Below are 25064 nucleotides of genomic sequence, written 5' to 3' on the forward strand. Positions count from 1 at the left end.
CCGGGCGTAGGCGTCGACGATCTCGCTGACCAGCCGGTGACGCACCACGTCCGTGCTGGTCAGGAGCGCGAAGTGGACGTCGTCGAGCCCGTCGAGGATCTCCCGGACCACCCGCAGACCACTGCGGGTGCCACTGGGCAGGTCCACCTGCGTGACATCCCCGGTCACAACGATCTTGGAGCCGAAGCCGAGACGGGTGAGGAACATCTTCATCTGCTCGACGGAGGTGTTCTGCGCCTCGTCCAGGATGATGAACGCGTCGTTGAGGGTCCGCCCGCGCATGTACGCCAGCGGCGCGACCTCGATGGTGCCGCTCTGGATCAGCCGCGGGATCGAGTCCGGGTCGACCATGTCGTGCAGGGCGTCGTACAGCGGGCGCAGGTACGGGTCGATCTTGTCGTAGAGGGTGCCGGGCAGGAAGCCGAGCCGCTCCCCCGCCTCGACCGCCGGGCGGGTCAGAATGATCCGGTTGACCTGCTTGGACTGCAGCGCCTGCACGGCCTTGGCCATGGCCAGGTACGTCTTGCCGGTACCGGCCGGGCCGATGCCGAACACGATGGTGTGGGCGTCGATCGCGTCCACATAACGCTTCTGGTTGAGCGTCTTCGGCCGGATCGTCCGGCCCCGGCTGGAGAGGATGTTGAGGGTGAGCACCTCGGCCGGGCGTTCCTCGCTGCCGCTGCGCAGCATCGACAGCGAGTGGTCCACGTGGGCGGGGGTGAGCTCGGCCCCGGACTCCAGCACGGCGATCAGCTCGGCGAAGAGCCTGGCCGCCAGCGCGTTCTCCTCCGGCGGGCCGGTGATGGTGATCTCATTGCCCCGGACGTGGACGTCGGACGATAACGCCTGTTCGACGACACGCAACAGCTCGTCCTGGTGGCCGAGCAGGCTCACCATGCTGTGCGCACCGGGGACGACGATGCGCGTGACGGTCCGCTGGTCGGACTGGGAGGTGGAATCGGTCATGGGTTGCGGCCGGCGCCGGCCACGGGACCTCTCGAACGACATGAGTCAGTACGGTCCTTCAGTGTAGCGATCCTCAGGCCGGTCGGACCTCCCGGGCCGGCTGCCGGGCCGGTCGTCGCACTGGCCGTACCAGCACAACAGCCGGCACGACAGGCACAACGAAGGCCGGCGGGACACCGGCCGCGGGCACACCGGGTACATGATCTAACGCTCCCATCGGGACGTGTGGGAGAGGACGACCGCGGCGGCGACCACGCCGGCGGTCGACGTCCGCAGCACGGTGGGACCGAGCCGGGACGGCCGCCCCCCGGCCGCGGCGAACACCTCCAGTTCGACGTCGGTGAGCCCGCCTTCCGGGCCCACCACCACGACGATCTCCGCCGCCCGGGCGCCCGCCGGTCCGCCGGGCGACGCGGCCGCCGCCCGGGCACTGGCCGGCCCGGCGATGGCCGCCGTGGCCGTCATGGCGGCCGTGGCCACTGCCGGGGTGACCGCTGCCGCGTCAGCCACTGCCGGGGTGACCGCTGCCGCGCCAGCCACTGCCGTGCTGGTCACTGCCGTGCTGGTCGTCGTCGCCGCGGCGAGTATCCGGGCCAGCGGTTCGGCGGCCTCCTCGTGCAGGACCACGGCGAGTTCGGCCGCGGCGAGCCGGGCGGCGGCGGCGTCGGTGTCGGCGAGCGCGGCGACCCGCGGCCAGAACACCCGCCGCGACTGCTTCGCCGCCTCGCGGGCCGTCGCCGACCAGCGCTCGTGAGCGCGGGCGCCCCGCTCCCCCGCCCAGCGCACGACCGAGCGGGAGGCCGCCCAGGGGACGATCTCGTCGACCCCCACCTCGGTCATGAGCTCGACCGCGAGCTCACCGCGGTCGCCCTTGGCCAGCGCCTGGAGCACCACGAGCCGGGGCAGCCGCGCCGGGTGCACGACCCGGCGCCCCACCGCGCAGTCGAGCTCGTCCCGCCGGCAGCGCACGACCGTGCACTCGGCGACAACGCCACTCCCGTCGGTGACATCCAGCCGTTCGCCGGGACGCAGCCGCCGTACCGTCGCCGCATGCCTGCCCTCGGCGCCGGCCAACGTCAGCTCGGCGGTGTCCGGCACCGGTACCTGGTGGAACAGGGGTGCGGTCAGCGGTCAGGCCGCCCTTCGGGGGTCACCGACGGTCACGCTTACCGGGTGCCACGGGAGCCGCGCAGCCGGGAGAAGAAGCCCTGGCCGTCGGCGGAGCCGTTGCCGCCGGAGATGACCGCCGGCTGCTCCTCGTCCCGCAGCTTCGCCAGTTCGCGCAGCAGCCGCTCCTGCTCGGCGTCGATCCTGGTCGGGGTCTCGACCACGACGTGGATGTGCAGGTGGCCGCGTCCGACCGAACGCAGGTGCGGGATACCCCGGCCGCTCATGGTGATCACGTGGCCGGGCTGGGTGCCGGGCTTGACCGTGATGGTCTCGCTGCCGTCGAGCGTGTCCAGCGTGCAGGTGCTGCCGAGCGCGGCGGCGGTCATCGGGACGCGCAGCTCGCAGTGCAGGTCGTCGCCCTCCCGGGTGAACACCGGATGGGGGCGCTCCTGGACCTCGACGTAGAGGTCGCCGTTGGGGCCACCGCCCGGGCCGACCTCGCCCTCGCCGGACAGCCGGATGCGCATCCCGTCCTCGACCCCGGAAGGGATCTTGACGGTGAGGCTGCGCCGCTTGCGGACCCGGCCGTCGCCGCCGCACTCCCGGCACGGGTGCTCGATCACCGTCCCGGTGGCGCCGCAGCGGGTGCACGGCCTGGAGGTGACCATCTGGCCGAGGAAGGAGCGGGTGACCTGCTGGATCTCCCCGCGCCCGTGGCAGACCGGGCAGGTCACCGGATGGCTGCCCGGCGCCGCGCCGTCCCCGGAGCAGGTACCGCACACCACGGCGGTGTCCACGGTGATGTCCCGGGTCGTGCCGAAGGCGGTCTCGGAGAGGTCGAGCTCGAGACGGAGCAGGGCGTCGTTGCCCCGGCGCACCCGCGAACGCGGCCCGCGGCTGGCACCGCCGCCGAAGAAGGCGTCCATGATGTCGCCGAGGCCGCCGAAGCCGGCTCCGAACGACGACCCGCCGGCTCCCCCGCCGGGCGCCAGCGGATCCCCGCCGAGATCGACGATCTGGCGCTTCTCCGGGTCGGAGAGGACCTCGTAGGCCGCGGTCACGGCCTTGAAGCGGGCCTGCGCCTCCGGGTCGGGGTTGACGTCGGGATGCAGCTCGCGGGCGAGCTTGCGGTAGGCCCGTTTGAGCTCGTCGTTCGAGGCGTCCCGGCGTACGCCGAGCACCTCGTAGTAGTCGGTGGCCATCAGTCGGCACCCAAGAGATCACCCACATACTTGGCGACGGCCTGGACGGCCGCCATGGTTCCTGGATAGTCCATCCGCCTTGGACCGACCACTCCCAGGCCACCCAACGCGGACGCCCCGCGACCGTACCCCGTCGCAACCACCGATGTGGAACGCAACGCATCCACGTTGTTTTCATGGCCAATACGGACCGTGACGGTATCGAGGTCCCGTACCTCGCCGATCAGTTTCAACAGAACGACCTGCTCCTCCAGAGCTTCCAGAAGCGGACGCAGCGTATCGGCAAAGTCGATGGCGGAACGCGTCAGGTTGGCGGTACCCGCCAGAGCGATCCGCTCCTCCGGCTTGTCGACCAGCGCCTCCATCACGACCGTGATCAGCGTGTTCAGGTGTGGACGCAGCCCCGGCCGGGCCTCGTCCGGCAGGTTGGCGACCGCCTCGGGCGCGTCCGCCAGCCGACGCCCGTTCAGCGCCGCGTTGAGCACGGTGCGCAGCTCGCTGACGGTCGGGTCGTCCACCGGCTCGGGTATCTCGACGACCCGCTGCTCGACCCGCCCGGTATCGGTGATCAGTACGAGCAGCAGGCGCACCGGCGTGATTGTCACGATCTCGATGTGCCGGACGCTGCTGCACGACAGCGACGGGTACTGCACGACCGCGACCTGGCGGGTCAGCTGGGCGAGCAGCCGGACCGACCGCCGGACCACGTCGTCGAGGTCGATCGCGCCCTCCAGGAAGCTCTGGATGGCCCGCCGCTCGGCCCGGGACAGCGGTTTGACCCCTGACAGCCGGTCGACGAAGAGGCGGTAGCCTTTGTCCGTGGGAATCCGGCCGGCGCTGGTGTGCGGCTGGGTGATGTAGCCTTCTTCCTCAAGTGCGGACATGTCATTACGGACAGTGGCAGGAGACACCCCGAGCTGGTGGCGCTCGGCCAGCAGCTTGGAGCCCACGGGTTCGTTGCTGAGCACGAACTCCTCGACGATGGCGCGAAGTACGTCCAACCGCCGTTCCTCCAGCACGCCGTATCACCCCTTTGCCACGCTGAAGCCGCCGGGCGAGGTCAGCGACGACCACACGAAGCCGCCGAGGCCGGAAACCCGCTGGCGGGACGCTCTGGCACTCGATTGCCGCGAGTGCCAATTGTAGCTGTCCTGGCGACCAGGCGAGACGGACAAATGTGTCACCGCCACCGGGAACCCCACGCGTGTTTCCGGTGACGGCTGCGGCCGGTCGCGGCTAGTCCGGCAGCAGAGCGTGGATGACGGTGTCGGCGAGCAGCCTGCCGCGCAGGGTCAGCAGGACGCGTCCCGCCGCCAGCGCCGGGGGATCCACCAGCCCGTCCGCGGCGAGCCGGGCGGCCTGGGAGCGCCCCGTGGGAGTGAGCTCCCCGACGGCGAGGCCCTCGGCCAGGCGCACCTCGAGCATGACCCGCTCCATGCGCGCGGCGGCGTCGTCCAGCTCCTCGTGGGCCGCCGCGGGACTCGTGCCCGCGGCGAGCCGCGCGCTGTAGGAGGCCGGATGGCGCACGTTCCACCAGCGGACGCCCCCGACGTGGCTGTGCGCCCCCGGCCCGAAGCCCCACCAGTCCGCGCCCCGCCAGTAGCCGAGGTTGTGCCGGCTGCGGGCGGCGGGCCCGCGCGCCCAGTTGCTGATCTCGTACCAGCCCAGGCCGGCCGCGGTCAGGGCCTCCTCGGCCTGCCGGTAGCGGTCCGCCATGAGATCGTCGTCGGGCGGGAGCAGCTCGCCGCGCCGGATCCGCCGGGCCAGCCGGGTGCCGTCCTCGACGGTCAGCGCGTACGCGCTGACATGGTCGGGCTCGAGCGCGACCACCGCGTCCAGGCTCTCCTGCCAGTCCCGGGCGGACTCACCGGGGGTGCCGTAGATCAGGTCGAGGTTGATGTGGGCGAAGCCGGCCTTGCGCGCCCAGCCGACCACGTCCGGGACGCGCCCGGGGGTGTGCCGGCGGTCGAGCGCGGCGAGCACGTGTGGGCGGGCGCTCTGCATCCCGAACGAGATCCGCGTGTACCCGGCGGCGGCCAGCCGCTCCAGCGCGGCGGCATCCACCGACTCGGGGTTCGCCTCCGTGGTCACCTCGGCGCCGGCGGCGAGACCGAACTCCGTGTCGATCATCCGGAGCAGCAGCGCGAGGTCCTCGGCGGGCAGCAGGGTCGGCGTCCCGCCGCCGACGAAGACCGTCGACACCGCGACGTCGGCCGGGCCGAGAACGGCCCGGGCCAGGCGGAACTCGGCCGCCAGCGTCGCCACGAACGTGCCGATCGCGGCCCCCGGCCCGAGCTCGGTCGCGGTGTAGGTGTTGAAGTCGCAGTAGCCGCAGCGGGCCGCACAGTACGGGACGTGCACGTAGACCCCGAACGGGCGGCTGCCGAGGGTGTCCGTGGCCCGCGCCGGGAGCACACCGTCCCAGCTCTGGAGGCCGCCCCCGGCGGCTGGGGAGCCCGTGCCCCGCGGGCCTCCCGGGTGTGCCGGGTGTGCCGGGCGGCCCGGCTCGCCGGGGCCGGCTGCGCCGGGCTGACCGAGGGCCGGGCCGGCCGTCGAGATGTGCGGCATGACCATAGTGTGCCCGACTCACGACACCGTGCCCGCCTCCAACACGTGCCCGCCTCCAGCGCCCGCCTGCCGTTCGACGGCCGTACGGCCCGCTCACGGGGCGCCCCGGGCCGCGCGGCCCGTGAGCGGGGCGCCCCGGGCCGCAGCCACTCCATGATCTTTATATTATGATCTTTATATTCAGTTATCGGATCTGTCGGATTTAGCCGCCCAATACGGCCGCCGAATACGCCCGGAACCCCACCGCGGCCACGGCCGGTGGCGACGTTGACCTGACATTGATAATCGACTGGTCAATATAGGTGAAGCGTCGTGAGCTCGTGGTCCCGCGTCCGGAAAAATAAATCGCATGAATGACGACGCCGTGCGCGGTGTCCTCGACAACATCGAGGATCTTCTTCCCCCTCACGCGACGGAGTACCGATCCGGCACCCTGGCCGGATCGGCCGGCCCCGCCAGCCATGACGAACCCGCCACCGAACCCATCCGACTGCCCCCTTCGTCCGCACGAACCCCCTGAGCAGCCCGGACAGGCAACACGGACAGCTCAGGAAGCCCGGGCCTCCCGGACCGGCCCGCCTGGCCGCCGGCTCCGGGAGGAATCCCGCGAGGCCGGGGGGAGCACGGCCGCACCGGCGCCCGGAGGGCGGCCGGAGTCACCGCCCAGCCACGGACGGCAGACTTATTTCCCGTTCTTGGACACGTCCGTGGACAGCGCCGCGATGAATGCCTCCTGCGGGACCTCGACGCGGCCGATGGTCTTCATCTTCTTCTTTCCTTCCTTCTGCCGCTCCAGCAGCTTGCGCTTGCGGGTGATGTCACCGCCGTAGCACTTGGCCAGGACGTCCTTGCGGATGGCGCGGATGTTCTCCCGGGCGATGATCCGGCTGCCGATCGCGGCCTGGATCGGTACCTCGAACTGCTGACGCGGGATCAGCTCCCGCAGCCGGGAGGTCATCGCGACCCCGTAGCCGTACGCCTTGTCCTTGTGGACGATCGCGGAGAACGCGTCGACAGCCTCCCCCTGCAGCAGGATGTCGACCTTGACCAGGTCGGCCACCTGCTCGCCGGCCGGCTCGTAGTCGAGGCTGGCGTACCCCCGGGTCTTCGACTTCAGCGCGTCGAAGAAGTCAAAGATGATCTCCCCGAGCGGGAGCCGGTACTTCAGCTCGACCCGGTCGGTCGACAGGTAGTCCATCCCGCCCAGCGTGCCGCGCCGGCCCTGGCAGAGCTCCATGACCTGGCCGACGAAGTCGGACGGCAGCAGCACCATGGCGTCCACGACGGGCTCGTGGACCTCGAAGATCTTGCCCGCCGGCCAGTCGCTCGGGTTGGTGACGATCGTCTCGCCGCCGTCCTCCATGACCACCCGGTAGACCACGTTCGGCGCGGTGGAGATAAGCGTGAGGTTGAACTCCCGTTCCAGGCGCTCCCGGACGATCTCCAGGTGGAGCAGCCCGAGGAAGCCGCAGCGGAACCCGAAGCCCAGCGCCGCGGACGTCTCGGGCTCGTAGGTCAGCGCGGCGTCGTTGAGCTGCAGCTTGTCCAGGGCCTCCCGCAGGGCCGGATACTCACTGCCGTCGATCGGGTACAGGCCGCTGTAGACCATCGGGCGCGGGTCACGGTAACCGGCCAGCGGCGCCTGGGCCGGACGGGCCGCCGAGGTCACGGTGTCGCCGACCCGGGCCTGCCGGACGTCCTTGACCCCCGGGATGAGGTAGCCGACCTCCCCGGCGGACAGCCCCTCCCGCGGGATCGCCTCCGGCGAGATCACCCCGACCTCGAGGGTCTCGTGGCTCGCCCGCGTCGACATCATCAGGCAGCGGTCCCGGGCGGTCAGCCGGCCGTCGACCACCCGCACATACGTGATCACACCCCGGTAGGTGTCGTAGACGCTGTCGAAGATCATGGCCCGCGCGGGGGCGTCCGGGTCACCCATGGGCGCGGGGACCCGCCGGACGATCTCGTTGAGCAGCTCGGGCACGCCCTGGCCGGTCTTGCCCGACACCAGCAGCACGTCGGCGGGGTCGCAGCCGATGATCTGCGCCAGCTCGGCGGCGTACTTCGCCGGCTGCGCGGCCGGCAGGTCGATCTTGTTGAGGACCGGGATGATCTGCAGGTCGTTCTCGAGCGCCAGATAGAGATTGGCCAGCGTCTGCGCCTCGATACCCTGCGCCGCGTCGACGAGCAGCACCGCGCCCTCACAGGCCGCGAGCGACCGGCTCACCTCATAGGTAAAGTCGACATGGCCAGGAGTGTCGATCAGATGCAGGACGTAGTCGCGGCCGTCGTCGGCCTGCCACGGCAGCCGGACGCTCTGCGCCTTGATCGTTATGCCACGCTCACGCTCGATGTCCATCTTGTCCAGGTACTGGGCACGCATGTTACGGGCCTCGACGACACCGGTGACACCAAGCATCCGGTCGGCGAGCGTCGACTTGCCGTGGTCGATGTGAGCGATGATGCAGAAGTTGCGGATCGACGCCTGGTCGACCGATGCCTGGTTGATACGACGGGGGTCGGAGGCTGGGGGCACGCGGAGTCTTCTCGTTTCGTCGGGATGGACTGTGTCATCGTGCCAGGCCCTGACACGCAAGGCTCGGCATACCAGGAGGCTCGGCATACCAGGAGGCTCGGCGCAGCAGGCACCGGCGCACCAGGGCTCGGCACGGGCCCGACGCGAGCCTGGCCCGAGCCTGGCGCGAACCCTGGCTAGCACATCAGACTCACCGCGTCGGACGCCGATGGCCACAGCTGACGGCCATCCCAGCGCCCACCGGACCGGCGCCCACCAGCCGCGACGGCCACCGGACGCAACGGTCGGGCGGCGCGGCCGGGCGCCGCGGCCCGCCCGGCCGGCGGGCACCGCCGGCACGCCCTCCGACACCGTTCGCGGGTAAGTTGGTAAGGTTACCGATGTTTCCCGGGCCCTACGGCTTCCCCGGTACCATCCGTGTACCGGCCGGTTGCCGTCGAGCCAGTCACGAACAGGCCGGTCCTGGTCCGACGCCGGGGCTCGACCGCCGTTCACACCGAATTTCATACCGACCCGACTTTCCTGCCAATTCGACGACCAGGGGTTCTTTCGCGTGGCCAACATCAAGTCGCAGATCAAGCGCAACCTCACCAACGAGAAGCGACGGCTGCGCAACAAGGCCGTGAAGTCCGAGCTGAAGACGCTCATCCGCCGCTTCCGGGAAGCCGTGGAGGCCGGCGATCAGGAGCGTGCCGGCCAGGAGCTGCGCGTCGCGTCGCGCAAGCTGGACAAGGCCGTCAGCAAGGGCGTCATTCACTCGAACCAGGCCGCCAACAAGAAGTCGGCGCTGGCCACCCGGTACGCCTCGCTGACCAAGGCCTGACGCCCGCGCGTCCGCTCGTACGCCGTCCACCTGCCGTTTTCCCGACCCGGGTCCGGCTGCTCCCCGGGCGGCGGACGGCGGCGCCCGCCTGTGGGACGTCCGTCCGCCCGACGTCCCACAGGTTTCGTCAGCGTCCCGACGACAGCCCGGGAGCTTGCGCATCGGCGTCGGCACAGAACACATCTGACGAGTCCATATCCGGTGAGTGCTGGAATGCGCGCTTTCAGTTTCAGTATGGCGACGTTTCGGGCGTCGGTGGCTCGTTCTCCGCGGGACGGATCCGCGCGTCGTCCACGGCCAGCATCTTCTTGATCGCGTTGTTGTAGGCCACCATGGTGATCGCCGTCAGCGGTAGCGCCACGATCACCCACGCGCTCGCCAGGTCGGCCAGGGCGATCAGGACGCCGAGCAGGACGCTGCCGGCCAGGATTCTGCCGGTGGAGAAGAACCCGTCCGCTTGTCCGACCGCGCCGCTGGTGGCTGAAGGCGACCCTGGTCCCGGCGTCGGTGTGCTTCCCCGCTCCGGGCCGGCCTGGTGCCCAGCGGCGTCGCGTCCCGGGCCGCGCTGACCGGGATCATCCTGGTACGGCCCGTCCCGGCCCAGGCTGCCCTGTGCCGGTGCGTCCGCGCCCCGGCCGCCCGCGTCCGCTCTCTCCTCGCCCCGGTCGTCCCTGACCGGGCTGGTTTCATCCAGGCCACCCTCTTCCAGGCCGGCTCCGCCCGGGCCGGCTCCGCCCGGGCCGCACCCTTCCGGGCCGCACCCTTCCAGGCCGCACCCTTCCAGGCCGCCTCCGTCCGGGCCGCCTCCGTCCGGGCCGGCTCCATCCGGGCCGCCTGCGCCTGGGCGGGCGGAGTCTCCCTGGTCGGGCCGGGGTGCCCGCAACGTCACCGCCGGGCTCCCGCCGGACGGCCACGGGCCGACACGATCTGGATGACGAGTCTTTCCAGCCCGTAGACCGGGTCCACGGCACCGCCCTTGACCGCCGTGTCCGCGGCGCTGACCGCGCGCATCGCGTAGGCCAGCCCCTCGTCACTCCAGCCCCGGGCCGCCCGCTGGGAACGCTCCACCTTCCAGTCGGGCATACCGAGGCTGCGGGCCAGCTCCCAGGTGGAACCACCGCCGGCGGCCGTGACCCGGGCCAGGTCACGCAGCCCGGTGGTCATGGCGCTCACGACGAGGACGGGCGGGACACCGCCCGCGAGCGTCTGGCGCAGTACGGTCAGGGCCTCGGGCAGGTCCCCCGCGATCGCGGCGTCCGCCACCGCGAAACCGGTGGCCTCAGCCCGGCCACGACGGTATCCGGCGACCAGGGCCTCGCTGATCGTTCCACCGGAGTCCGCGATCATCTGTTCACATACCATCGCCAACTCGCGCAGATCGCTGCCGACCGCGTCCACCAGTGCTTTCGCCGCGCCCGCGCTGATCTGGCCACCGAGACGGCGGGCCTCGGCCGAGACGAAGTCGTAGCGGTCCCGCGGCCGGGTGATACGCGCCGCGGTGACGACCGTCGCGCCCGCCGTCCTCATCGCCTCCGCCAGCTTGCGGTTGCGTACGACACCGCTGTGGACGACGACAAGCACGATGTCGTCCAGCGGGCGGGCGAGGTAGGCCAGCAGCGCCTCTCGAAGATCATCTGTAAGTTCCTGCGCGCCGCGGACCACGACCACCCGCAGCCCACCGAACATCGATACGCTGGCCAGATCAACCATGTCACTCTCGGTGAACTCGCCCGGTGCCCGGTCGACGACCTCCGCCTGTGGGTCGTGGCGCCGGGCGGCGTGGACGACGTCCCGGACAGCGCGGGAGACAAGCAGCTCCTCGTCACCGGAGACCAGGACCAGCCGTGGCGGCGCGGATGTCGGCGGCACGCTGGCGAGCATGTCACAGGGACGGTATCCGGACCTCACGAGCTGGTCAGGAACATCGAGTAATGACGATCAGCCATCAACGCGTGGACCAGATTCCAGCAGCACGTGACATCAATATCACCTGTATGCCCAGAGTGATGACAGACAGTGCGATGAGGACGCGGCGCCCACGGTGCCGCCGAACGGTCGCGAACAGCACCGCTGTGGTGGCGACGAGGGCCACCGCGCCGGCCGGGCCGGCCGGCCAACCGATCTCCGCGCCGGGTACGCGCGCCGCGACGTCCGCCACCGTGATCAGCCACCCGCACGGCACACCCGCGAGGGCCGCCAGGAGCCGGGCCAGCGGGTCGTAGACGACCGCGGCCACCGTGGCGAGGACCCCGAGGATGGTCGCCGGCGCGACCGCGGCCTCGGCGAGCATGTTGGCGGGAACGGCTACCAGGCTGACCCCGCCGCCGATGGCGACGATGATCGGCGAGCAGGCGACATGTGCCGCCGCGGCGACCGCGAGCGGCTCTGCCAGCCACCTCGGCAGCCGGCCCGCCAGCGCGTCCCGCCAGCCGGGGACGAGGATCACCAGTCCGGCGGTGGCGGCAACCGACAGGGTGAAACCGACCGAACGAGCAAGATCGGGACTGCTGAGGACGAGCACCAGCACGGTGGCCGCGAGCGCGGGCATGGCCAGCCGCGGCCGTCCGCTGCCGGCCGCGACGATCCCGATCAGCCCCATGACACCGGCCCGCAGGACGCTTGGTGACGGCCGGGCCAGGATGACGAAACCGACCAGGGCCATTGCGACCCAGCCGGCCCGCACCCACGGAGCCAGCCGGCTGCGCCGGACGACAACGGTCGCCGCGGCGATTATGATCATGCAGTTCGCGCCGGAGACAGCGACCAGGTGCGACATCCCGGCGGTCCGGAAGTCCTCCCGCACCTCGTCGTCGAGGTTGCTCGTGTCGCCGAGGACAAGGCCCGGCAGCAGCCCGCGGCGCGGGCCGGCAAGCCCCGACGCGGCGTCGCGCAGGCCCGCCCGCAGATGACCGGCCACCCGCTGCACCAGCGAGGGCGGGCCGACCGAGGCCGGCGCGGCCCGGACGAAGACGACAGCGGCGACGGTGTCAGCCGCCCTCGGCGGCGCCAGCCTTCCCGAGGTGCTGACATGCTGGCTCGGCAGCAGGTCCTCCCAGCCGGACGCGGTCGCGAGCACCAGGACCGGCTGCCGCAGCCGGATGTCGTGCCCGTCCGCGGTCAGCCGCTCCACCCGCATCGGGACGATGACGAGCCCGCCGCCCCCGTGGCTGACCCGCGGGTCGCCGGTCACCGTCCCTTCGATACCGGCGGACGCCCGGGCCGTGCCGAGGGCCGCGAGCGGGCCGAGCGTCCGGGCCCGGGCCGGCAGACCCGCCGCCAGCACGCCCGCGGCAAGGCAGGCCAGACATGCCAGGACCGTGCCCGCCGGCCGTCGGGCCGTCCGGCCGCGCAGCAGGGCCACCGCGCACAGCGGTATCACGCACAGCGGTGTCACGCACAGCAACACCCCGGCGATCCACAGCACGGCCACCGGTGGCACGGCCAGTCCGGCACCCGCGGCTCCCGCCCAGGCCGCGAGGGCTGGGGCGACCAGACGCAGGTCGGGCGGTTGATGCTGCGGATCGTGACCGGAAACGGTCATGTTCGTGCTCCACGCTACCCGGCCACCGGTGAACCAACACGCTCTCCGTTGAGCGCTGACAGTCAGACAGTGACGAGTGGCAGCAGGTCGGCAAGACGCTGATCACCGACTCCGGTCACCTCCCCCAGCTGTCGCGGAGAGGTGAAACCGCCGTGGGCCGCACGCCACTCGACGATCCGCTGGGCCAGCACAGGACCTACGCCGGGCAGCGCGTCGAGGGCTTCGGCCGTGGCCGTGTTGAGGTTCACCGGTGCCCCGGGCGCGGTGCCCGGCGAGCCCCTGCCACCGCCGCCCGCGGTGACACCGCTACCACCGGCGCTGCCGGCGGTACCGCCCGCGGGCTGGGGTGGTGCCGGTCCGGGGCGGCCGTCCACAAGAATCTGCTCGCCGTCCACCAGGCGACGCGCAAGCGCCAGCCCGGAGGTGTCCGTCCCGGGCAGCACCCCGCCGGCGCGGGCCACCGCGTCCACCACCCGGGATTCTCCCGACAGGGTGAACACTCCGGGATGGCGGACCTTGCCCGCGACGTCGACGACGACCTGCGCCTGCGGGCTCCCGGTGGCGGCGGGCGACGGCGGCGTCGCGGCCGTCACCGCGGCGGCCGCTGTACCGTGCCCCGGATTTGTGCCGGGCCCCGGATTCGTGAGGTCCGTCACCTGTACCGCCGGCGGAAGGGCCAGCACCGGCACTGGTCTGCCCCGCCAGGCGAACCAGCCGGCCACCAGCGCCGCGGCGAGGGCGACGAACGCGATCAGCAACGCGCCACGGATGGCCGGGTCGACCAGCCCGCCGCGCAGGGTGTGCGGCAGGCGTCCGGCCAGGCTGGATCCAGCCCGCTGGAGGGCTGTCCGCCGCTCCCCGCCGCCGGGACCGGCAGGCTCGGCCAGTATCTCGTCGAGGAAGGAAGCATCGATGGATGCCGTGCCGGCCGCGTCGGAGCGGGACGACCGGCCGTGTTCGCCGGGCACGGGTGGCTCCCCCCGGCGGGGGCCCGGCCCGGCGGGGCCCGGTTCCCTGTCAGGAGCGCCCGGAGCCGGGCCGGTGAGGTACAGCCGGCCCGGCTCCGGGCTGCCGCGTTCCCCCGTGACCGGGGCACGGGCCACCGGGGCACGGGCCACCGGGGCACGGCTCTTCGCAGCGCCCGGCCGGACCACGGCAGCCACGCCCGAGCGGGTGCCGGGGGCAAAAGAAAGATCAGCCATGCCCGTGACGGTAGGGCCCCGCGCCGTGGCGGTACATCGTGTACCCCTCGCCTGTGGACAACCGTCTTCTGTCCACAGGACACCGCGAGTGACGGACAAAACCTGCTATGTACCGACCGTGTTCGGTATCACGGCCGACACGCGACAACACGCCCGATGCCCAATCAAAACGATCACGTATAGTTGCATCATACAATCAAGTAGCGAAATGTCGAGCCGTGGGATACATCGCGTTGCGACCTGCGTCGAATTCCTGTGGCCGCCCCACGCTCTCACTGTGCCGGCATCGCACGAGCGGCCCGCCCGACGGAGGATGCATGACGACCACCGGGAACAATGTCAGCCGTGACCGGAACCCACCGGACGGCACCGGTACGGGCCTGAGCCACCGGCAGATCGTCGTCATTATCACCGGGCTGATGACGGGCATGCTGCTCGCGGCACTGGACCAGACCATCGTCGCAACCGCGCTGCCGACCATCGTCGGTGAGTTCCATCGCAGCGACATGCTTTCCTGGCTGGTCGCGGCCTACCTGCTGACCTCCACGATCTCCGCCCCGCTGTACGGGAAAGCCGGTGACCTCTACGGGCGCAGAATCGTCCTGCAGCTGTCCATAACGATCTTCCTGGCCGGCAGCACACTGTGCGGGCTTGCCCAGTCGATGTACCAGCTTGTCGGATTCCGCGCCCTGCAGGGCCTTGGTGCCGGCGGCCTCATCTCCCTGGCCTTCGCCGTCATCGGCGACATCGTCCCGCCCCGGGAACGGGGGCGCTACCAGGGATACTTCAGCGGAGTTTTCGGCGCGTCGAGCATCCTCGGCCCACTCGTCGGCGGTTTCGTGGTCGACCACGGGTCATGGCGCTGGGTGTTCTTCGTCAACCTTCCGGTCGGGCTCGCCGCGCTCGTCGTCATCAGCCGGACGCTGCGGCTGCCGTTCCGGCGCCGTCGGTCGGCTATCGACTGGGCCGGCGCCATCCTGCTGGTCACGGGCCTGAGCGCCATCCTGCTCGCCACCCAGAGCGGGGGCAAGGACTTCTCGTGGCTCTCCTGGCAGATCGCCGCGATGATCATCGCGGGAATCGTACTGACCGGTTCCTTCGCGCTGCGCGAACGGGTGGCGCCGGAGGCCATTCTCCCACCCCGGCTGTTCACCAACAGCATCTACACGGTGTCCGCGCTGCTGAGCCTCGTCACCGGGGCCTTCATGTTCGGGACGATTGTTTTTCTTCCGCAGTACCTACAGATCGTCCAGGGCGCGAGTGCCACTGTCAGCGGGCTGCGGATGCTCCCGCTGCTCGCCGGTATTCTGTTGACGTCCATCGGGTCGGGCCGACTGATCAGCGTTATCGGGCACTACAAGTGGTTTGTCGTGGCAGGCACCGTCGGAGCCACTGCCGGGCTCTTTCTGCTCAGTCATGTCAGCGCCGGCACGAGCGCGCTGGAACTCGGTCTGTGGATGTTCGTCACGGGGCTCGGCCTCGGCCTCCTCCTGCAGAACGTCCTGTTGGCCGTACAGAATTCTGTCGACCCGCGGGACATGGGCGCCGCGACCTCCAGCGTGACATTTCTGCGTACCATGGGGGGCGCGATCGGCGCGTCCGCCCTGGGGGCGGTGCTCACCGCCCAGCTGGCCACGAACATCGCCCTCCGGGTACCGGGCGCGCAGACCGGCAGCGCTGCCGCCAACCGTTTTGTCTCAGCTCCGCGCGAGGTCGCGGGGCTGGCCGCGCCGATACGTGAAGCGGTACGGACCGCCTATGCCGACTCGCTCGGCCGGGTCTTTCTGGTGGCCGTTCCGATCGGGATCGCCGCGTTCGCGATCAGTCTGTTCCTCCGGGATGCCGAACTACGCGGAGCGGCCGCCACCTCCCGGACCGACGCGTCGGGGAACACGGTGGAAGCCAGCCGTACCGACGACAGCCGCGACCGCGGACCGGGGGCGAAGCGATCGGCTGCCGGCGTGTCCGGGGAGCAGACTGTTGCTCACGCAATCGCTTTGGGGCCAGACGAAAAGATCATGCGCGTAGGGCCCGCGAAGTCACAGAAGAACCCGCCCCTCAGGGGGCACGAATCGTAGGAGAAGCCTGGAGAGGAGAACATCATGACCGTACCGGGCAGCGCCGTCGAGAAGCTCACCGGCACCTGGGCGATCGACCCCGTTCACAGCCGGTCCGGCTTCGCCGTCCGACACGCGATGGTGGCGACCGTCCGGGGCAGTTTCAGGTCCTTCGAGGGCGCACTGCGCCTCGACGGCTCCACTCCCACGGCCTCACATGCCACGATCAGCATCGACACCGACAGCATCGACACCGGGAACGCCGACCGCGACACCCATCTACGCTCCCCCGACTTCCTTGATGCCGGCACGCATCCGACGATCACCTTCACCAGCACGGGCATCAGGCCAGGAAGCGGCCAGGACAGCTACGTGGCCACCGGCGGCCTGACCATCCACGGCACGACGCGCGTGGTCGAGGTAGCGGTCGAGTTCCAGGGCAGCGCGGTGGACCCGTCCGGCCACAGCCGGGTGGGATTCGCCGCCACGTCATCCCTCAGCCGGAAGGACTTCGGCCTCACCTGGAACGCGCCGCTGGAGGCGGGAGGCGTCCTCATCGGCGACAAAGTCACGATCGATGCTGACATCTCGGCCATCAGGACGTTCTGATCAGGACCGCACAGGACCAACGGCCGACAGCCGCGCCAGCGGTCAAGAACCGCCCTGATCCAGAACCCGGGACCGCTCGGGCCGCCGGTAGGCCGGCCACACCGCGCCGGCCGGGCATCCCGGCGCACCCGGCCGGAGCCGCCCGCCGGCCGGGCCAGCGCGCGGCGGACGGGCACGGCACGAACGGCCGGGACACCGTTCGCCCTGAGCAGCGGAGCAGCGGAAAGACGCCGTGGCGCCGGGGAGCGGGAGCCGCCCAGGGCCGGCATCGAGGACTGGCGGCGCCCGGCGCGGGGAACCACTTGTCCAGGTCGGAAGGTATGAGCGACCCTGGAGATGACAATCATGATGACGACGGCAGAGACGCACCGTCACCACGGCGGAGCTTCGGGCACGGTCTGGATGGCAGGGCTCTTCCTGGGAATCGCGGTGACGGTTCTCGGCGCGCTCCTGGTCGCCCATCCCTTCGCCGCCGCGCGCACACTGGCGATCCTGATCGGTGTCGGGCTGGTGCTGGCCGGAATCATGGACATGGCCGCGACGACCCGTGCGGGTGAGGACGCCTCCGCTCTCTTCGGTGTCCTGCTCGTGATCGGCGGGATCGTCGCACTCGCCTGGCCGGGTGTCACCTTGTGGACACTGGCCCTCATCGTCGGTATCTGCCTGCTGGTGGCCGGTGCCGTGCGTGTCGCCATGGCCGGCTACGCGCACGGGCACGGACGCCCATGGGGGTGGGGCCTGTTCATCGGTCTCCTGGCGATGGGCATCGGCATTCTCGCCCTGGTGTGGCCGTCGGCCACCGTCTTCATCCTGGCGGTGATATTCGGGATCGAGCTGATCGTGCACGGCGTCGCACAGATCACGCGCGCTCTTGCGGTCCGCCGGGAGTCGCGAGCCTGATACCCAGGACCCGGATCGCCGGCCCGGCCGGCTCGGGCGGAGCCGGCCGGCTTCCACCGACATTCCCGGGCGGGGATCGCCGGGCACCGGCAGCGCTTGTGGCCGCGGCCAGAGCCGCTCCGGTCATCCGTGTTGCCAGAGCGCGGGGCCACCGGGACATCGCCCCCGGTGGCCGGCCTGCCCGACACGCTCGATATCGAACATATGTTCGGGTATCGTACTTCTATGCCCCTCCAGTGCAGCCTGTTGACCATCGGTGATCCCGAGGTCACTACCAGCCCGGCATTCAGCCGTATCCACCTCGATGGGACGTCGTGGGCCGACGTGGCACCCGGGTGGCTGCGCGGCGCCGACGACCTTTACGAGACCCTCGCCAGCGAGGTCCCGTGGCGGCAGGGCCGACGGTGGATGTACGAGCGCATGGTCGACGATCCACGGCTGTCACGGTGGTACAAGGCCGCCGAACCCCTCCCCCATCCCATCCTGGCTACTATACGTAGCTCTCTGTGCGCGCATTATCAGGTGCCGTTCGGCTCGGTCGGGCTCAACTTCTACCGGGACGGTGACGACAGCGTCGCGTTCCACCGCGACCGTGAGCTGCGCAGGCTCGGCAACACTCTGATCGCGATCGTGACGCTGGGGGCACGGCGTCCCTTCCGGCTCCGTCCACGCGGTGGTGGCGCCGGCCGGACGCTGCTCCCCGCGTCCGGAGATCTTCTGGTGATAGGCGGCCGCTGCCAGGCCGACTGGGAGCACGCGGTCCCGAAAGTCGCTTCCTGCGGCCCGCGGATCAGCGCGTCCTGGCGGTGGGCCGCGTGAGGGGTCTCCTCGTCAGCTTCAGAACGCTCTCACCGGCGCGCCTGGAGCGCGTCATCCGGCGGATGGCCCATGGACGGAAGTCACTCACGGTCGACCGGGGCCGCACCGGAGCGGGCGGCCCGCGAGCCCACGCCGTCCCCGTCGCCGGCCGGGGTGACCGGCTCCAGCAGATGCGGGCCGTTGTTACGCACGTTGCCGACCTGGGTGTCGACCGGGTAGGCGCGCAGCACTCCGGCTGGCGCGGGTCCGAGCATGCTGGTCAGCACCGCCGGATCGGCCAGGGCAGGATCAAGCCAGTGCGACCAGTCCGCCGGAGGAAGGACGACCGGCGAGCGTGGATGCAGGGACTCCAGACCGGCCGGCGCCGTAGTGGTGATGATGGTGAAGGTCGCGAGCGTGCCGCCCGTGGGCGGACGCCACAGCTCGTACAGTCCCGCGAGCGCGGCGAGTTCGCCGTCGACCGGGCGTACCAGGTACGGCTGCGCGCGCCGGGCCTCCTTGGTCCGCTGCCACTCGTAGTAACCCGTGATCGGGACGAGGCAGCGGCGGGCCCGCAGCGCGGCACGGAACGCGGGTTTGGCCGCCACGGTCTCCGCCCTGGCATTGATCATTTTGTTGCCGATGGCGGCGTCCTTGGCCCACGAGGGCACCAGGCCCCAGCGCGCCAGCCGCAGCCGGGGAGCCGGTGTCGGCTGCTGGCCCGGCGGGATGACGACCACCGGCGCCGAAGCGGTCGGCGCGACGTTGAAATTCGGTTGTACGCCGCCTGTCTCGTCACGCGCGGAGAACGACTCTGCGAGCTGCTGCCCACCCAGGGCGTTGGCGTAGCGACCGCACATGTGTTCGTAGTGTGCCAGACAACCACCCGTACCGCATGGCCTCCGCTGGTGCCCGCCCGACCTCTGGCGGGCGCCGGCGGCAACCGCCCACCGAGGCCGTGCCCATCAGAGCCGTGCCTGCCAGAGCCGTGCCCACCAAAGCTGTGTCTGCCGAAACCATGTCCGCCAAGGGCACGCCTGCCGGGAGCCCGGCTCCCGGGAGCCGGGCGTGGAGCACGGTATGCCCGCGCCACACAGTCACCGCACGGGCCACCACCACACGGACCGTTGCCGTCCGGACCGTTGCCGTCCGGGCGGCCGTCACACGGGCTGCTACCGCACGAGCCATTCGGCCGACATGACAAGGCAGAACAGGGAGACGAAGGCGAAGAACAGCACCCACAGCCCCGCGGGCATGCCGGTCAGCCGGGCCAGCTGATCCGGATCCGACGTCGGCGCACGTCCCCGGCTGCGGGTCCGCTGCACCTCGATGATCGGCCGCAGCCCACCGAAGAGGAGGAACCAGGTGATGGACATGGCGAACAACTGCTGGGGACGCTCCGAGGCCAGGACCGACACGGCCACGACGGTCCCGATGCTGAGCACGATGGACAGCACGCCGAAGGCGTTGCGGATGGCGACGAGCACCCCCAGGAGCAGGACGACACTCAGCCGCAGCATCAGGCTCACCTGATCGACCGCGAGCAGGGCGGCGGCGCCGAGGCCGAGCAACGAGGGCGTGATGTAGCCGGCCGCGACCGTGACGACGACGCCCGGCCCGGTCGGCCGCCCGGCCGACACGGTCACACCGGACGTGTCGGAATGCAGCCGGATACCACCGAGCCGCCGGCCGCTGCCGACCGCGGCCAGCGCATGCCCTCCCTCATGAGCAATGGTGATCACATGCCGGGCCAGCGGCCACAGCCGGCTGTCGAGCACCACGACAAAGGCGATCACAGCACCTACCAGCGCCGTCCAACGCGGCGGATCCCCCGAGCTGAGCAGATGCGTCCACTCGTCAGGCGTCGTACGTCTCCTATCCGATCGTGTCCAACCGGTACCGCTGACGGCCCCTGGGATGCCGATGTAGCTGATGCCGATGTGGCTGATGCCGATGTGGCTCAGGTGGAGCTGAGTATGCAATGCTGCGGAGAACGATCGTCGAGTGCCTGTCCGACACGGCCTGCCCGCCCTTCCGGCATGGTCTCCCGGCGGCTCGCGACGACTCACGGTACGATCGGCCAGCTACTTTTCGTGGCCGATCGAAATCGATCATCCCAACGTGACACAGTTGGGACAACACAGATAGGCGGGAGGTCAGGAGCGGGTGGCGGAACTCGTCTACAAGCCAGTGATCCGCTTCGCGCTCGGCTTCTTCAAGGCGCTCGATCTCAGGCTCGACGTCCGAGGCCAGGAGCACATACCGGCCACAGGCGGATGCGTCGTCGTCATCAACCACGTCTCCTACCTGGACTTTGCCCTCGCCGGCGTCCCGTTCTGGCGCTCCCACCGACGCCTGGTCCGCTTCATGGCCAAGCACGACGTCTTCTCCCACCCGATCGCCGGGCCCCTCATGCGCGGGATGCGCCATATTCCCGTGGACCGGTCGGCGGGCGCGGGGTCCTACCACCACGCGGTGGCGGCGCTGCGGGCCGGCGAGCTCGTGGGGATCTTCCCCGAGTCGACGCTCAACCGCAGCTTCTGCCTCCAGCCCTTCAAGACCGGGGCGGCTCGGATGGCCGTCGAAGCCAATGTCCCGGCGCTGCCGATGGCCGTCTGGGGCAGCCAGCGCATTCTGACCAAGGGGCGGCCGCGCAACTTCCGTGCCGCGCGCGGCGCCACGGTCTCGATCGTCGTCGGCGAACCGATCCCGCCCGCCGAGCTCGCACCCGCGGCGGCCGGCACCCAACTGCTCTCGGATGCCGTGTTGAAACTGCTGACCGATGCCCAGCGTGACTACCCACCGCCACTCCCGGGTGAATCGCCATGGTGGCTGCCGGCCCATCTCGGTGGCAGCGCGCCCACACCCGAGACGGTCGCCCGGGAGCAGGCCGAGTCACGCGACAAGAAGTAACGTCCCTTATACGACATCCGCGGAGACGCGAAGGTGTCTGGATCTTCCTGGAACAGCCCGAAAACACATCCGTTCCCATACCGGAAACGTCGCACCGTCAGCACATCCGAAGCGACACGAACACTTTCACCCGGTAACGTCGGAGATCCGCCTGCCCGGCAGGCCGGTACGCCAGCCGCGAGCTGAGCGGCCCCCCATCACTAATCGATCAGTCAAAAAACCCGATTCAGGCAACCCGGAGCCATCGGACAGTCACTAAACCTACCGATACCCAACGGGTTGACTTTTAAGTCACGACTGACATCTACGGAAAGAGCTGTCCCGAAGGCGACAGGCGACGGCGCACGCTTCACCTGGCCAACCGCTCACCTGGCCAACCGCGTCCCAGATGTCAACAACGGTGGCATGTCCCAATGGCGACAGCCAATGACGAGCGGGGCCACGGGCTGCAGCCGGCCCGGCGACAGGCGTCTGCGTCCCGGCCGAGCTTATAGCACGGGGCCAAAAGTAGCTGGGCGAAGGGTACTCCGGGGATTTCAGCACCACGACCGTCCAGCCCATGCCGGTGGCCCACGGGCACTCCTGGACAAGGCAAAGGCTACTGTCGGACAACATCCAGACCCCAAATGTGTCAAGGCTCTCTAGGGAGACCGGACGACCCATTGGTAACCTCAAGCACCAACAACATTTGTACTACCCCACTTGGTTCACCGGTTCCACGTTTATACAGACCTACCTGTTCGTCGTCGACGGAGGCGCCCACGATGGCTGTACAAGAGCTGGCGATGCCTGCTGCTAGCAGGGTCGGCACGGTGGTCGCGATCGGGCAGCAGGTCCGGGTCCCGAAAACCGCCGAACTCGTCGCGGCACACCTTCGCCGCCGCATCGTGCGGGGAGAGCTCGTGGAGGGCGATGCCCTCCCACCCGAGGCCACCCTCATGGAGCAGTTCGGGGTCTCCCGGCCGACGCTGCGCGAGGCCTTCCGGGTCCTGGAATCCGAAGCCCTGATCACGGTCAGGCGCGGCGCGCATGGTGGCGCGCGCGTACACATCCCGAACGGGGACATCGCGGCCCGCTACGCCGCGTTGGTCCTGGAATACCGCGGGACGACCCTTGCCGACATCCACCAGGCCCGCGCTGTGATCGAACCACCGTGCGTGGCGTTGCTGGCGGAGAATCGCGCCCAGGAAGACCTGGACAAGCTCCGGCTGGCGGTGAGCGAGACAGCGGCCGCCGTCAGCACCGACGACCCGGGCCAGTACCTGCAGGCCGATCTCGCCTTCCACGTCCTGCTGGTCAAGCTTGCCGGGAACACGACGCTGTCGGTGCTGTCAGGGATGCTGCGTCACATTCTCGATCTCGCGACGCTGTCCCACCCAGGCCCGGAACGCAGCGCCGAACAGCGGCTCGCCAGCCGTCGGCGCCTCCTGGAGCACGAGCGGGTCGTGGACCTCATCGAGGCACGTGAGGTCAGGGCCGCGGAAGAGCTGTGGCGCGCGCACCTGCTGGAAACCAGTCAGGATCTGACCAACGGCCCGGTCGCCACAACCGTGCTCGACCTGCTCGGCTGACCCGGCGAGGTCGTCGGTACCACGGCTGCTGGTCCGTTCGCGGCCCGGGCAACCGGGCCTGCCACGGCCCAACCCGCCTGCCACGGAATACGGATCTCGCACACGAGAAAAAGATCTCGTCATTTTCGGTCGACAGCCGAATAGGGCATATCATTTATCTGTTTTTGCGAGAATCGGCTACCGATGGGCCGACGGAAGCCGTCCCGGAACGAGACGGCTGTCGCATGTCGTCACAGTTGGGGTGAGCTGTTCGCCCGTTCCAGCGCGGCCGCCCGCGTCTCGAAGGGGCCATCGGCGAGCAGGCCGACAAGCGACCAGCGGACGGCCCACCAGCGGTGTCCCTCATCACAGACAACCTGGGCGGCATTACCGGGACAACGGATCGGATCAGCCTGGGCCCGCCGACGACCGGTAACGCTCCGATGCCTGAAAGATGAATAGTGCAGCGCCGTCAATGGTCCGTCCACTCCTCGGTGCGCGGTGCCCGGTCATTCGACCATCCACCGACGGTGCGGCCCCACGCCACACCACTCAGGCAGAGTTGCATCCATCACCGGTGTTGTCAAAACACGTACCGTATCCACGCTATGACACCGACAGCTTCAGCCCGACACACATTGCCGCCGGTATTCATATGAACACAAAGCGAATTGGATATACCATGACCGGCAGGCAGGTCAGGAACGGCATTCCCACGTCGCGAAACCCGCGGGAATCCGCCGTCCAGATGATCGGCCGGCCCGAGAGCCGGGCCGCCGCGCGAGGACAGGGCCCGAACGGAAGCACACTCGATCACCCAGCCCGAGAAACCGGCTGGCACACGGGGCTGGAGCCCGGACAGGAGCGGAGCCAGCCGGCCAACTGGCCCGTCGTAGTAGGCGCCCGGGCGCGGATCAGCGTAGCGGGTCGAAAGGCTCGAGTTCCACCGGCAGGCGGCCGGTGACAAGCGCCTGCGCCACCAGCTGTCCGCTGACCGGCCCCAACGTGATGCCCCACATACCGTGCCCACCGGCCACGAACAGCCGTGGGGATGTCGTCCGACCGATCACCGGGAGACCGTCCGGCGTGCAGGGACGTGAGCCAACCCATTCCTGCCGCCGGGAGGTCAGCTCCACACCGGCCAGCAGGGGGCGGACCGCGTCGACGATCGCGGTGATGCGACGCTGGTCCAGCGGCGCCCGAGGCTCCCGGAACTCCATCATCCCGGCGATGCGCAACCGGTCACCCAACGGCGTACAGGCCACCCGCTGGGCCGGGAAGTACAGCGGGCCCGCGGGCACGGTGTGAGCCGCCACGCTGAAGCTGTACCCTCGCCCCGCCTGCACTGGGAGACGGACCCCGAACGGGCGGGCGAGCTCGCTCAGCCACGCGCCACTGGCGACGACGACCGCGTCGAACAGTGCGCTGTCCCCCGTCGAGAGCTCCAGGGCCATGTCGGTGCCACGGTCACGGATCCCGCGGACGCCGACGCCCTCCCGCAGCTCACCGCCGCGCGCCCGGACGCTGTCGGCGAGCGCCGCCACGAAACGCCCCGGGTCGCAGAAACGCTGGCCGTCGATGCGGACCGCGGCGTTGATCTCGTCGGTCAGCGCCGGTTGCAGGGCCCGCGCCTGCGCGCCGCCGAGCAGCTCGAAGTCGACCTTCTGGCCCGCCGTGCGGATCTCGGCGAGTTCGGTGACCAGCGTCTCCCGCTCACGCGCGCTGCGGTAGCAGGCCAGGAACGGCTCGGCCGGGGACGTCGACACCCGTACTCCCCCGGCAGCAAGCTGGTCGAAGGCCTCGAACGCCCTGCGGTTGACCGGCGCGAGGTGTTCCATCGCCGCCCGCCAGCGCCGCGCCGTGCTGTTGCGGGCGAACCCGGCGAGGAAGCGGGCCAGACGCGGATCCGCGCGCGGCGGCACGTACACCGGGGACGCCGGGCTCACCACGGCGCGGACGCCGTAACGCAGCACCGCCGGTTCCGGCAGCGGTGTGGCCAGGCTCGGTGTGACCCACCCCGCGTTGCCCCAGGACGAGCCGGCCGCGACATGCTCACGTTCGAGCACCGTGACCTGGGCCCCATGCTCCTGCAGGAACCACGCGGTGGACAGGCCGACCATGCCGGCACCCACGACCCCCACCCGCTCGGGCGCGCGGTACCGGGACCCGATGACAGCGCTGGCCGCCGGGACGGTCACCGAGCCGGAGGAACGACCGTCAGAACGGTTGGTCACGCCACCTCACCACCCTCGCTGTCCTGACACCCTCACTGTCCTGACACCCTCACTG

20 protein-coding genes are annotated in these 25064 nt (G+C 70.3%); 7 read left to right on the forward strand and 13 right to left on the reverse strand.

The annotated features are described in order from the left end of the window. The 6 genes from AC5LSR_RS04680 to lepA all read right to left on the reverse strand — a co-directional run. On the reverse strand, window positions 1-966 hold a 966-nt coding region (locus tag AC5LSR_RS04680; RefSeq protein WP_493468184.1), incomplete at its 3' end, for a PhoH family protein. Between the two features lie 204 nt (window positions 967-1170). After that, window positions 1171-2064, reverse strand: coding sequence for an RsmE family RNA methyltransferase (locus AC5LSR_RS04685; protein ID WP_493468185.1), 894 nt, complete (start codon window positions 2062-2064; stop codon window positions 1171-1173). A 68-nt stretch (window positions 2065-2132) separates the two neighbouring features. After that, window positions 2133-3278 (reverse strand): molecular chaperone DnaJ, encoded by a 1146-nt coding sequence (gene dnaJ, locus AC5LSR_RS04690; protein ID WP_250286556.1) that lies wholly within the window; start codon window positions 3276-3278, stop codon window positions 2133-2135. Further along, complete coding sequence (gene hrcA, locus AC5LSR_RS04695; RefSeq protein WP_250286553.1) at window positions 3278-4297, reverse strand: heat-inducible transcriptional repressor HrcA; 1020 nt, start codon at window positions 4295-4297, stop codon at window positions 3278-3280. The genes dnaJ and hrcA overlap by 1 nt, the downstream gene beginning before the upstream one ends. A 217-nt stretch (window positions 4298-4514) precedes the next feature. Beyond that, window positions 4515-5852, reverse strand: coding sequence for a radical SAM family heme chaperone HemW (gene hemW / locus AC5LSR_RS04700; RefSeq protein ID WP_250286551.1), 1338 nt, complete (start codon window positions 5850-5852; stop codon window positions 4515-4517). 676 nt (window positions 5853-6528) lie between these two features. Continuing rightward, window positions 6529-8382, reverse strand: coding sequence for a translation elongation factor 4 (gene lepA, locus AC5LSR_RS04705; RefSeq protein WP_250290608.1), 1854 nt, complete (start codon window positions 8380-8382; stop codon window positions 6529-6531). 553 nt (window positions 8383-8935) lie between these two features. On the opposite strand from lepA, the gene rpsT reads away from it, so the two are divergent. Continuing rightward, entirely contained in the window at window positions 8936-9205 is a 270-nt protein-coding gene (rpsT, locus tag AC5LSR_RS04710; protein ID WP_250283987.1) for a 30S ribosomal protein S20, read from the forward strand. Between the two features lie 229 nt (window positions 9206-9434). On the opposite strand, the gene AC5LSR_RS04715 is transcribed toward rpsT, so the two are convergent. The 4 genes from AC5LSR_RS04715 to AC5LSR_RS04730 all read right to left on the reverse strand — a co-directional run bounded on the left by AC5LSR_RS04715 (window position 9435) and on the right by AC5LSR_RS04730 (window position 13714). Beyond that, window positions 9435-10094, reverse strand: a complete 660-nt coding sequence (locus AC5LSR_RS04715) for a hypothetical protein (RefSeq protein ID WP_445548311.1) — start codon at window positions 10092-10094, stop codon at window positions 9435-9437. Further along, window positions 10091-11086 carry a DNA polymerase III subunit delta gene (gene holA, locus AC5LSR_RS04720; protein WP_250283985.1) on the reverse strand — a complete coding sequence of 332 codons (996 nt, stop codon included), beginning with the start codon at window positions 11084-11086 and terminating at the stop codon, window positions 10091-10093. Before holA ends, AC5LSR_RS04715 begins: the two co-directional genes overlap by 4 nt. Window positions 11087-11150: 64 nt before the next feature. Next, on the reverse strand, window positions 11151-12746 hold the full coding sequence (locus tag AC5LSR_RS04725; protein ID WP_250283983.1) for a ComEC/Rec2 family competence protein: 1596 nt from the start codon (window positions 12744-12746) through the stop codon (window positions 11151-11153). Between the two features lie 62 nt (window positions 12747-12808). Continuing rightward, window positions 12809-13714, reverse strand: a complete 906-nt coding sequence (locus tag AC5LSR_RS04730) for a ComEA family DNA-binding protein (protein WP_250283981.1) — start codon at window positions 13712-13714, stop codon at window positions 12809-12811. Between the two features lie 551 nt (window positions 13715-14265). On the opposite strand from AC5LSR_RS04730, the gene AC5LSR_RS04735 reads away from it, so the two are divergent. The 4 genes from AC5LSR_RS04735 (at window position 14266) to AC5LSR_RS04750 (ending at window position 18333) form a co-directional block, all read left to right on the forward strand. Then, window positions 14266-16026 carry an MDR family MFS transporter gene (locus tag AC5LSR_RS04735; RefSeq protein WP_250290600.1) on the forward strand — a complete coding sequence of 587 codons (1761 nt, stop codon included), beginning with the start codon at window positions 14266-14268 and terminating at the stop codon, window positions 16024-16026. A 24-nt stretch (window positions 16027-16050) separates the two neighbouring features. Further along, entirely contained in the window at window positions 16051-16614 is a 564-nt protein-coding gene (locus tag AC5LSR_RS04740; protein ID WP_250283974.1) for a YceI family protein, read from the forward strand. A 345-nt stretch (window positions 16615-16959) separates the two neighbouring features. After that, window positions 16960-17514 (forward strand): HdeD family acid-resistance protein, encoded by a 555-nt coding sequence (locus tag AC5LSR_RS04745; protein ID WP_250283972.1) that lies wholly within the window; start codon window positions 16960-16962, stop codon window positions 17512-17514. Between the two features lie 225 nt (window positions 17515-17739). Continuing rightward, window positions 17740-18333 carry an alpha-ketoglutarate-dependent dioxygenase AlkB gene (locus tag AC5LSR_RS04750; protein WP_250283970.1) on the forward strand — a complete coding sequence of 198 codons (594 nt, stop codon included), beginning with the start codon at window positions 17740-17742 and terminating at the stop codon, window positions 18331-18333. 80 nt (window positions 18334-18413) lie between these two features. On the opposite strand, the gene AC5LSR_RS04755 is transcribed toward AC5LSR_RS04750, so the two are convergent. Further along, window positions 18414-19172 carry an SOS response-associated peptidase gene (locus AC5LSR_RS04755; protein ID WP_250283968.1) on the reverse strand — a complete coding sequence of 253 codons (759 nt, stop codon included), beginning with the start codon at window positions 19170-19172 and terminating at the stop codon, window positions 18414-18416. Window positions 19173-19484: 312 nt separating this feature from the next. After that, on the reverse strand, window positions 19485-20108 hold the full coding sequence (locus AC5LSR_RS04760) for a M50 family metallopeptidase (RefSeq protein ID WP_250283966.1): 624 nt from the start codon (window positions 20106-20108) through the stop codon (window positions 19485-19487). Window positions 20109-20478: 370 nt separating this feature from the next. Here AC5LSR_RS04760 and AC5LSR_RS04765 point away from each other — a divergent pair, with 370 nt between their 5' ends. Both AC5LSR_RS04765 and AC5LSR_RS04770 read left to right on the forward strand, forming a co-directional pair. After that, window positions 20479-21225, forward strand: coding sequence for a lysophospholipid acyltransferase family protein (locus AC5LSR_RS04765; protein WP_250283964.1), 747 nt, complete (start codon window positions 20479-20481; stop codon window positions 21223-21225). Window positions 21226-21989: 764 nt separating this feature from the next. After that, entirely contained in the window at window positions 21990-22796 is an 807-nt protein-coding gene (locus AC5LSR_RS04770; RefSeq protein ID WP_250283962.1) for a FadR/GntR family transcriptional regulator, read from the forward strand. Between the two features lie 893 nt (window positions 22797-23689). On the opposite strand, the gene AC5LSR_RS04775 is transcribed toward AC5LSR_RS04770, so the two are convergent. Then, complete coding sequence (locus AC5LSR_RS04775; RefSeq protein WP_250283960.1) at window positions 23690-25009, reverse strand: NAD(P)/FAD-dependent oxidoreductase; 1320 nt, start codon at window positions 25007-25009, stop codon at window positions 23690-23692. Between the last annotated feature and the right edge of the window lie 55 nt (window positions 25010-25064).

It is taken from the genome of Protofrankia sp. CiP1_Cm_nod4, from assembly GCF_982290645.1.

What these genes read in the sequence shown, in the direction of transcription:
- hemW (WP_250286551.1), bottom strand. Translation starts at nt 5,852, where the DNA reads ATGGTCATGCCGCACATCTCGACGGCCGGCCCGGCCCTCGGTCAGCCC.
- AC5LSR_RS04735 (WP_250290600.1), top strand. Translation starts at nt 14,266, where the DNA reads ATGACGACCACCGGGAACAATGTCAGCCGTGACCGGAACCCACCGGAC.
- AC5LSR_RS04755 (WP_250283968.1), bottom strand. Translation starts at nt 19,172, where the DNA reads ATGTGCGGTCGCTACGCCAACGCCCTGGGTGGGCAGCAGCTCGCAGAG.
- AC5LSR_RS04750 (WP_250283970.1), top strand. Translation starts at nt 17,740, where the DNA reads ATGCCCCTCCAGTGCAGCCTGTTGACCATCGGTGATCCCGAGGTCACT.
- AC5LSR_RS04745 (WP_250283972.1), top strand. Translation starts at nt 16,960, where the DNA reads ATGATGACGACGGCAGAGACGCACCGTCACCACGGCGGAGCTTCGGGC.
- dnaJ (WP_250286556.1), bottom strand. Translation starts at nt 3,278, where the DNA reads ATGGCCACCGACTACTACGAGGTGCTCGGCGTACGCCGGGACGCCTCG.
- AC5LSR_RS04770 (WP_250283962.1), top strand. Translation starts at nt 21,990, where the DNA reads ATGGCTGTACAAGAGCTGGCGATGCCTGCTGCTAGCAGGGTCGGCACG.
- AC5LSR_RS04740 (WP_250283974.1), top strand. Translation starts at nt 16,051, where the DNA reads ATGACCGTACCGGGCAGCGCCGTCGAGAAGCTCACCGGCACCTGGGCG.
- holA (WP_250283985.1), bottom strand. Translation starts at nt 11,086, where the DNA reads ATGCTCGCCAGCGTGCCGCCGACATCCGCGCCGCCACGGCTGGTCCTG.
- AC5LSR_RS04725 (WP_250283983.1), bottom strand. Translation starts at nt 12,746, where the DNA reads ATGACCGTTTCCGGTCACGATCCGCAGCATCAACCGCCCGACCTGCGT.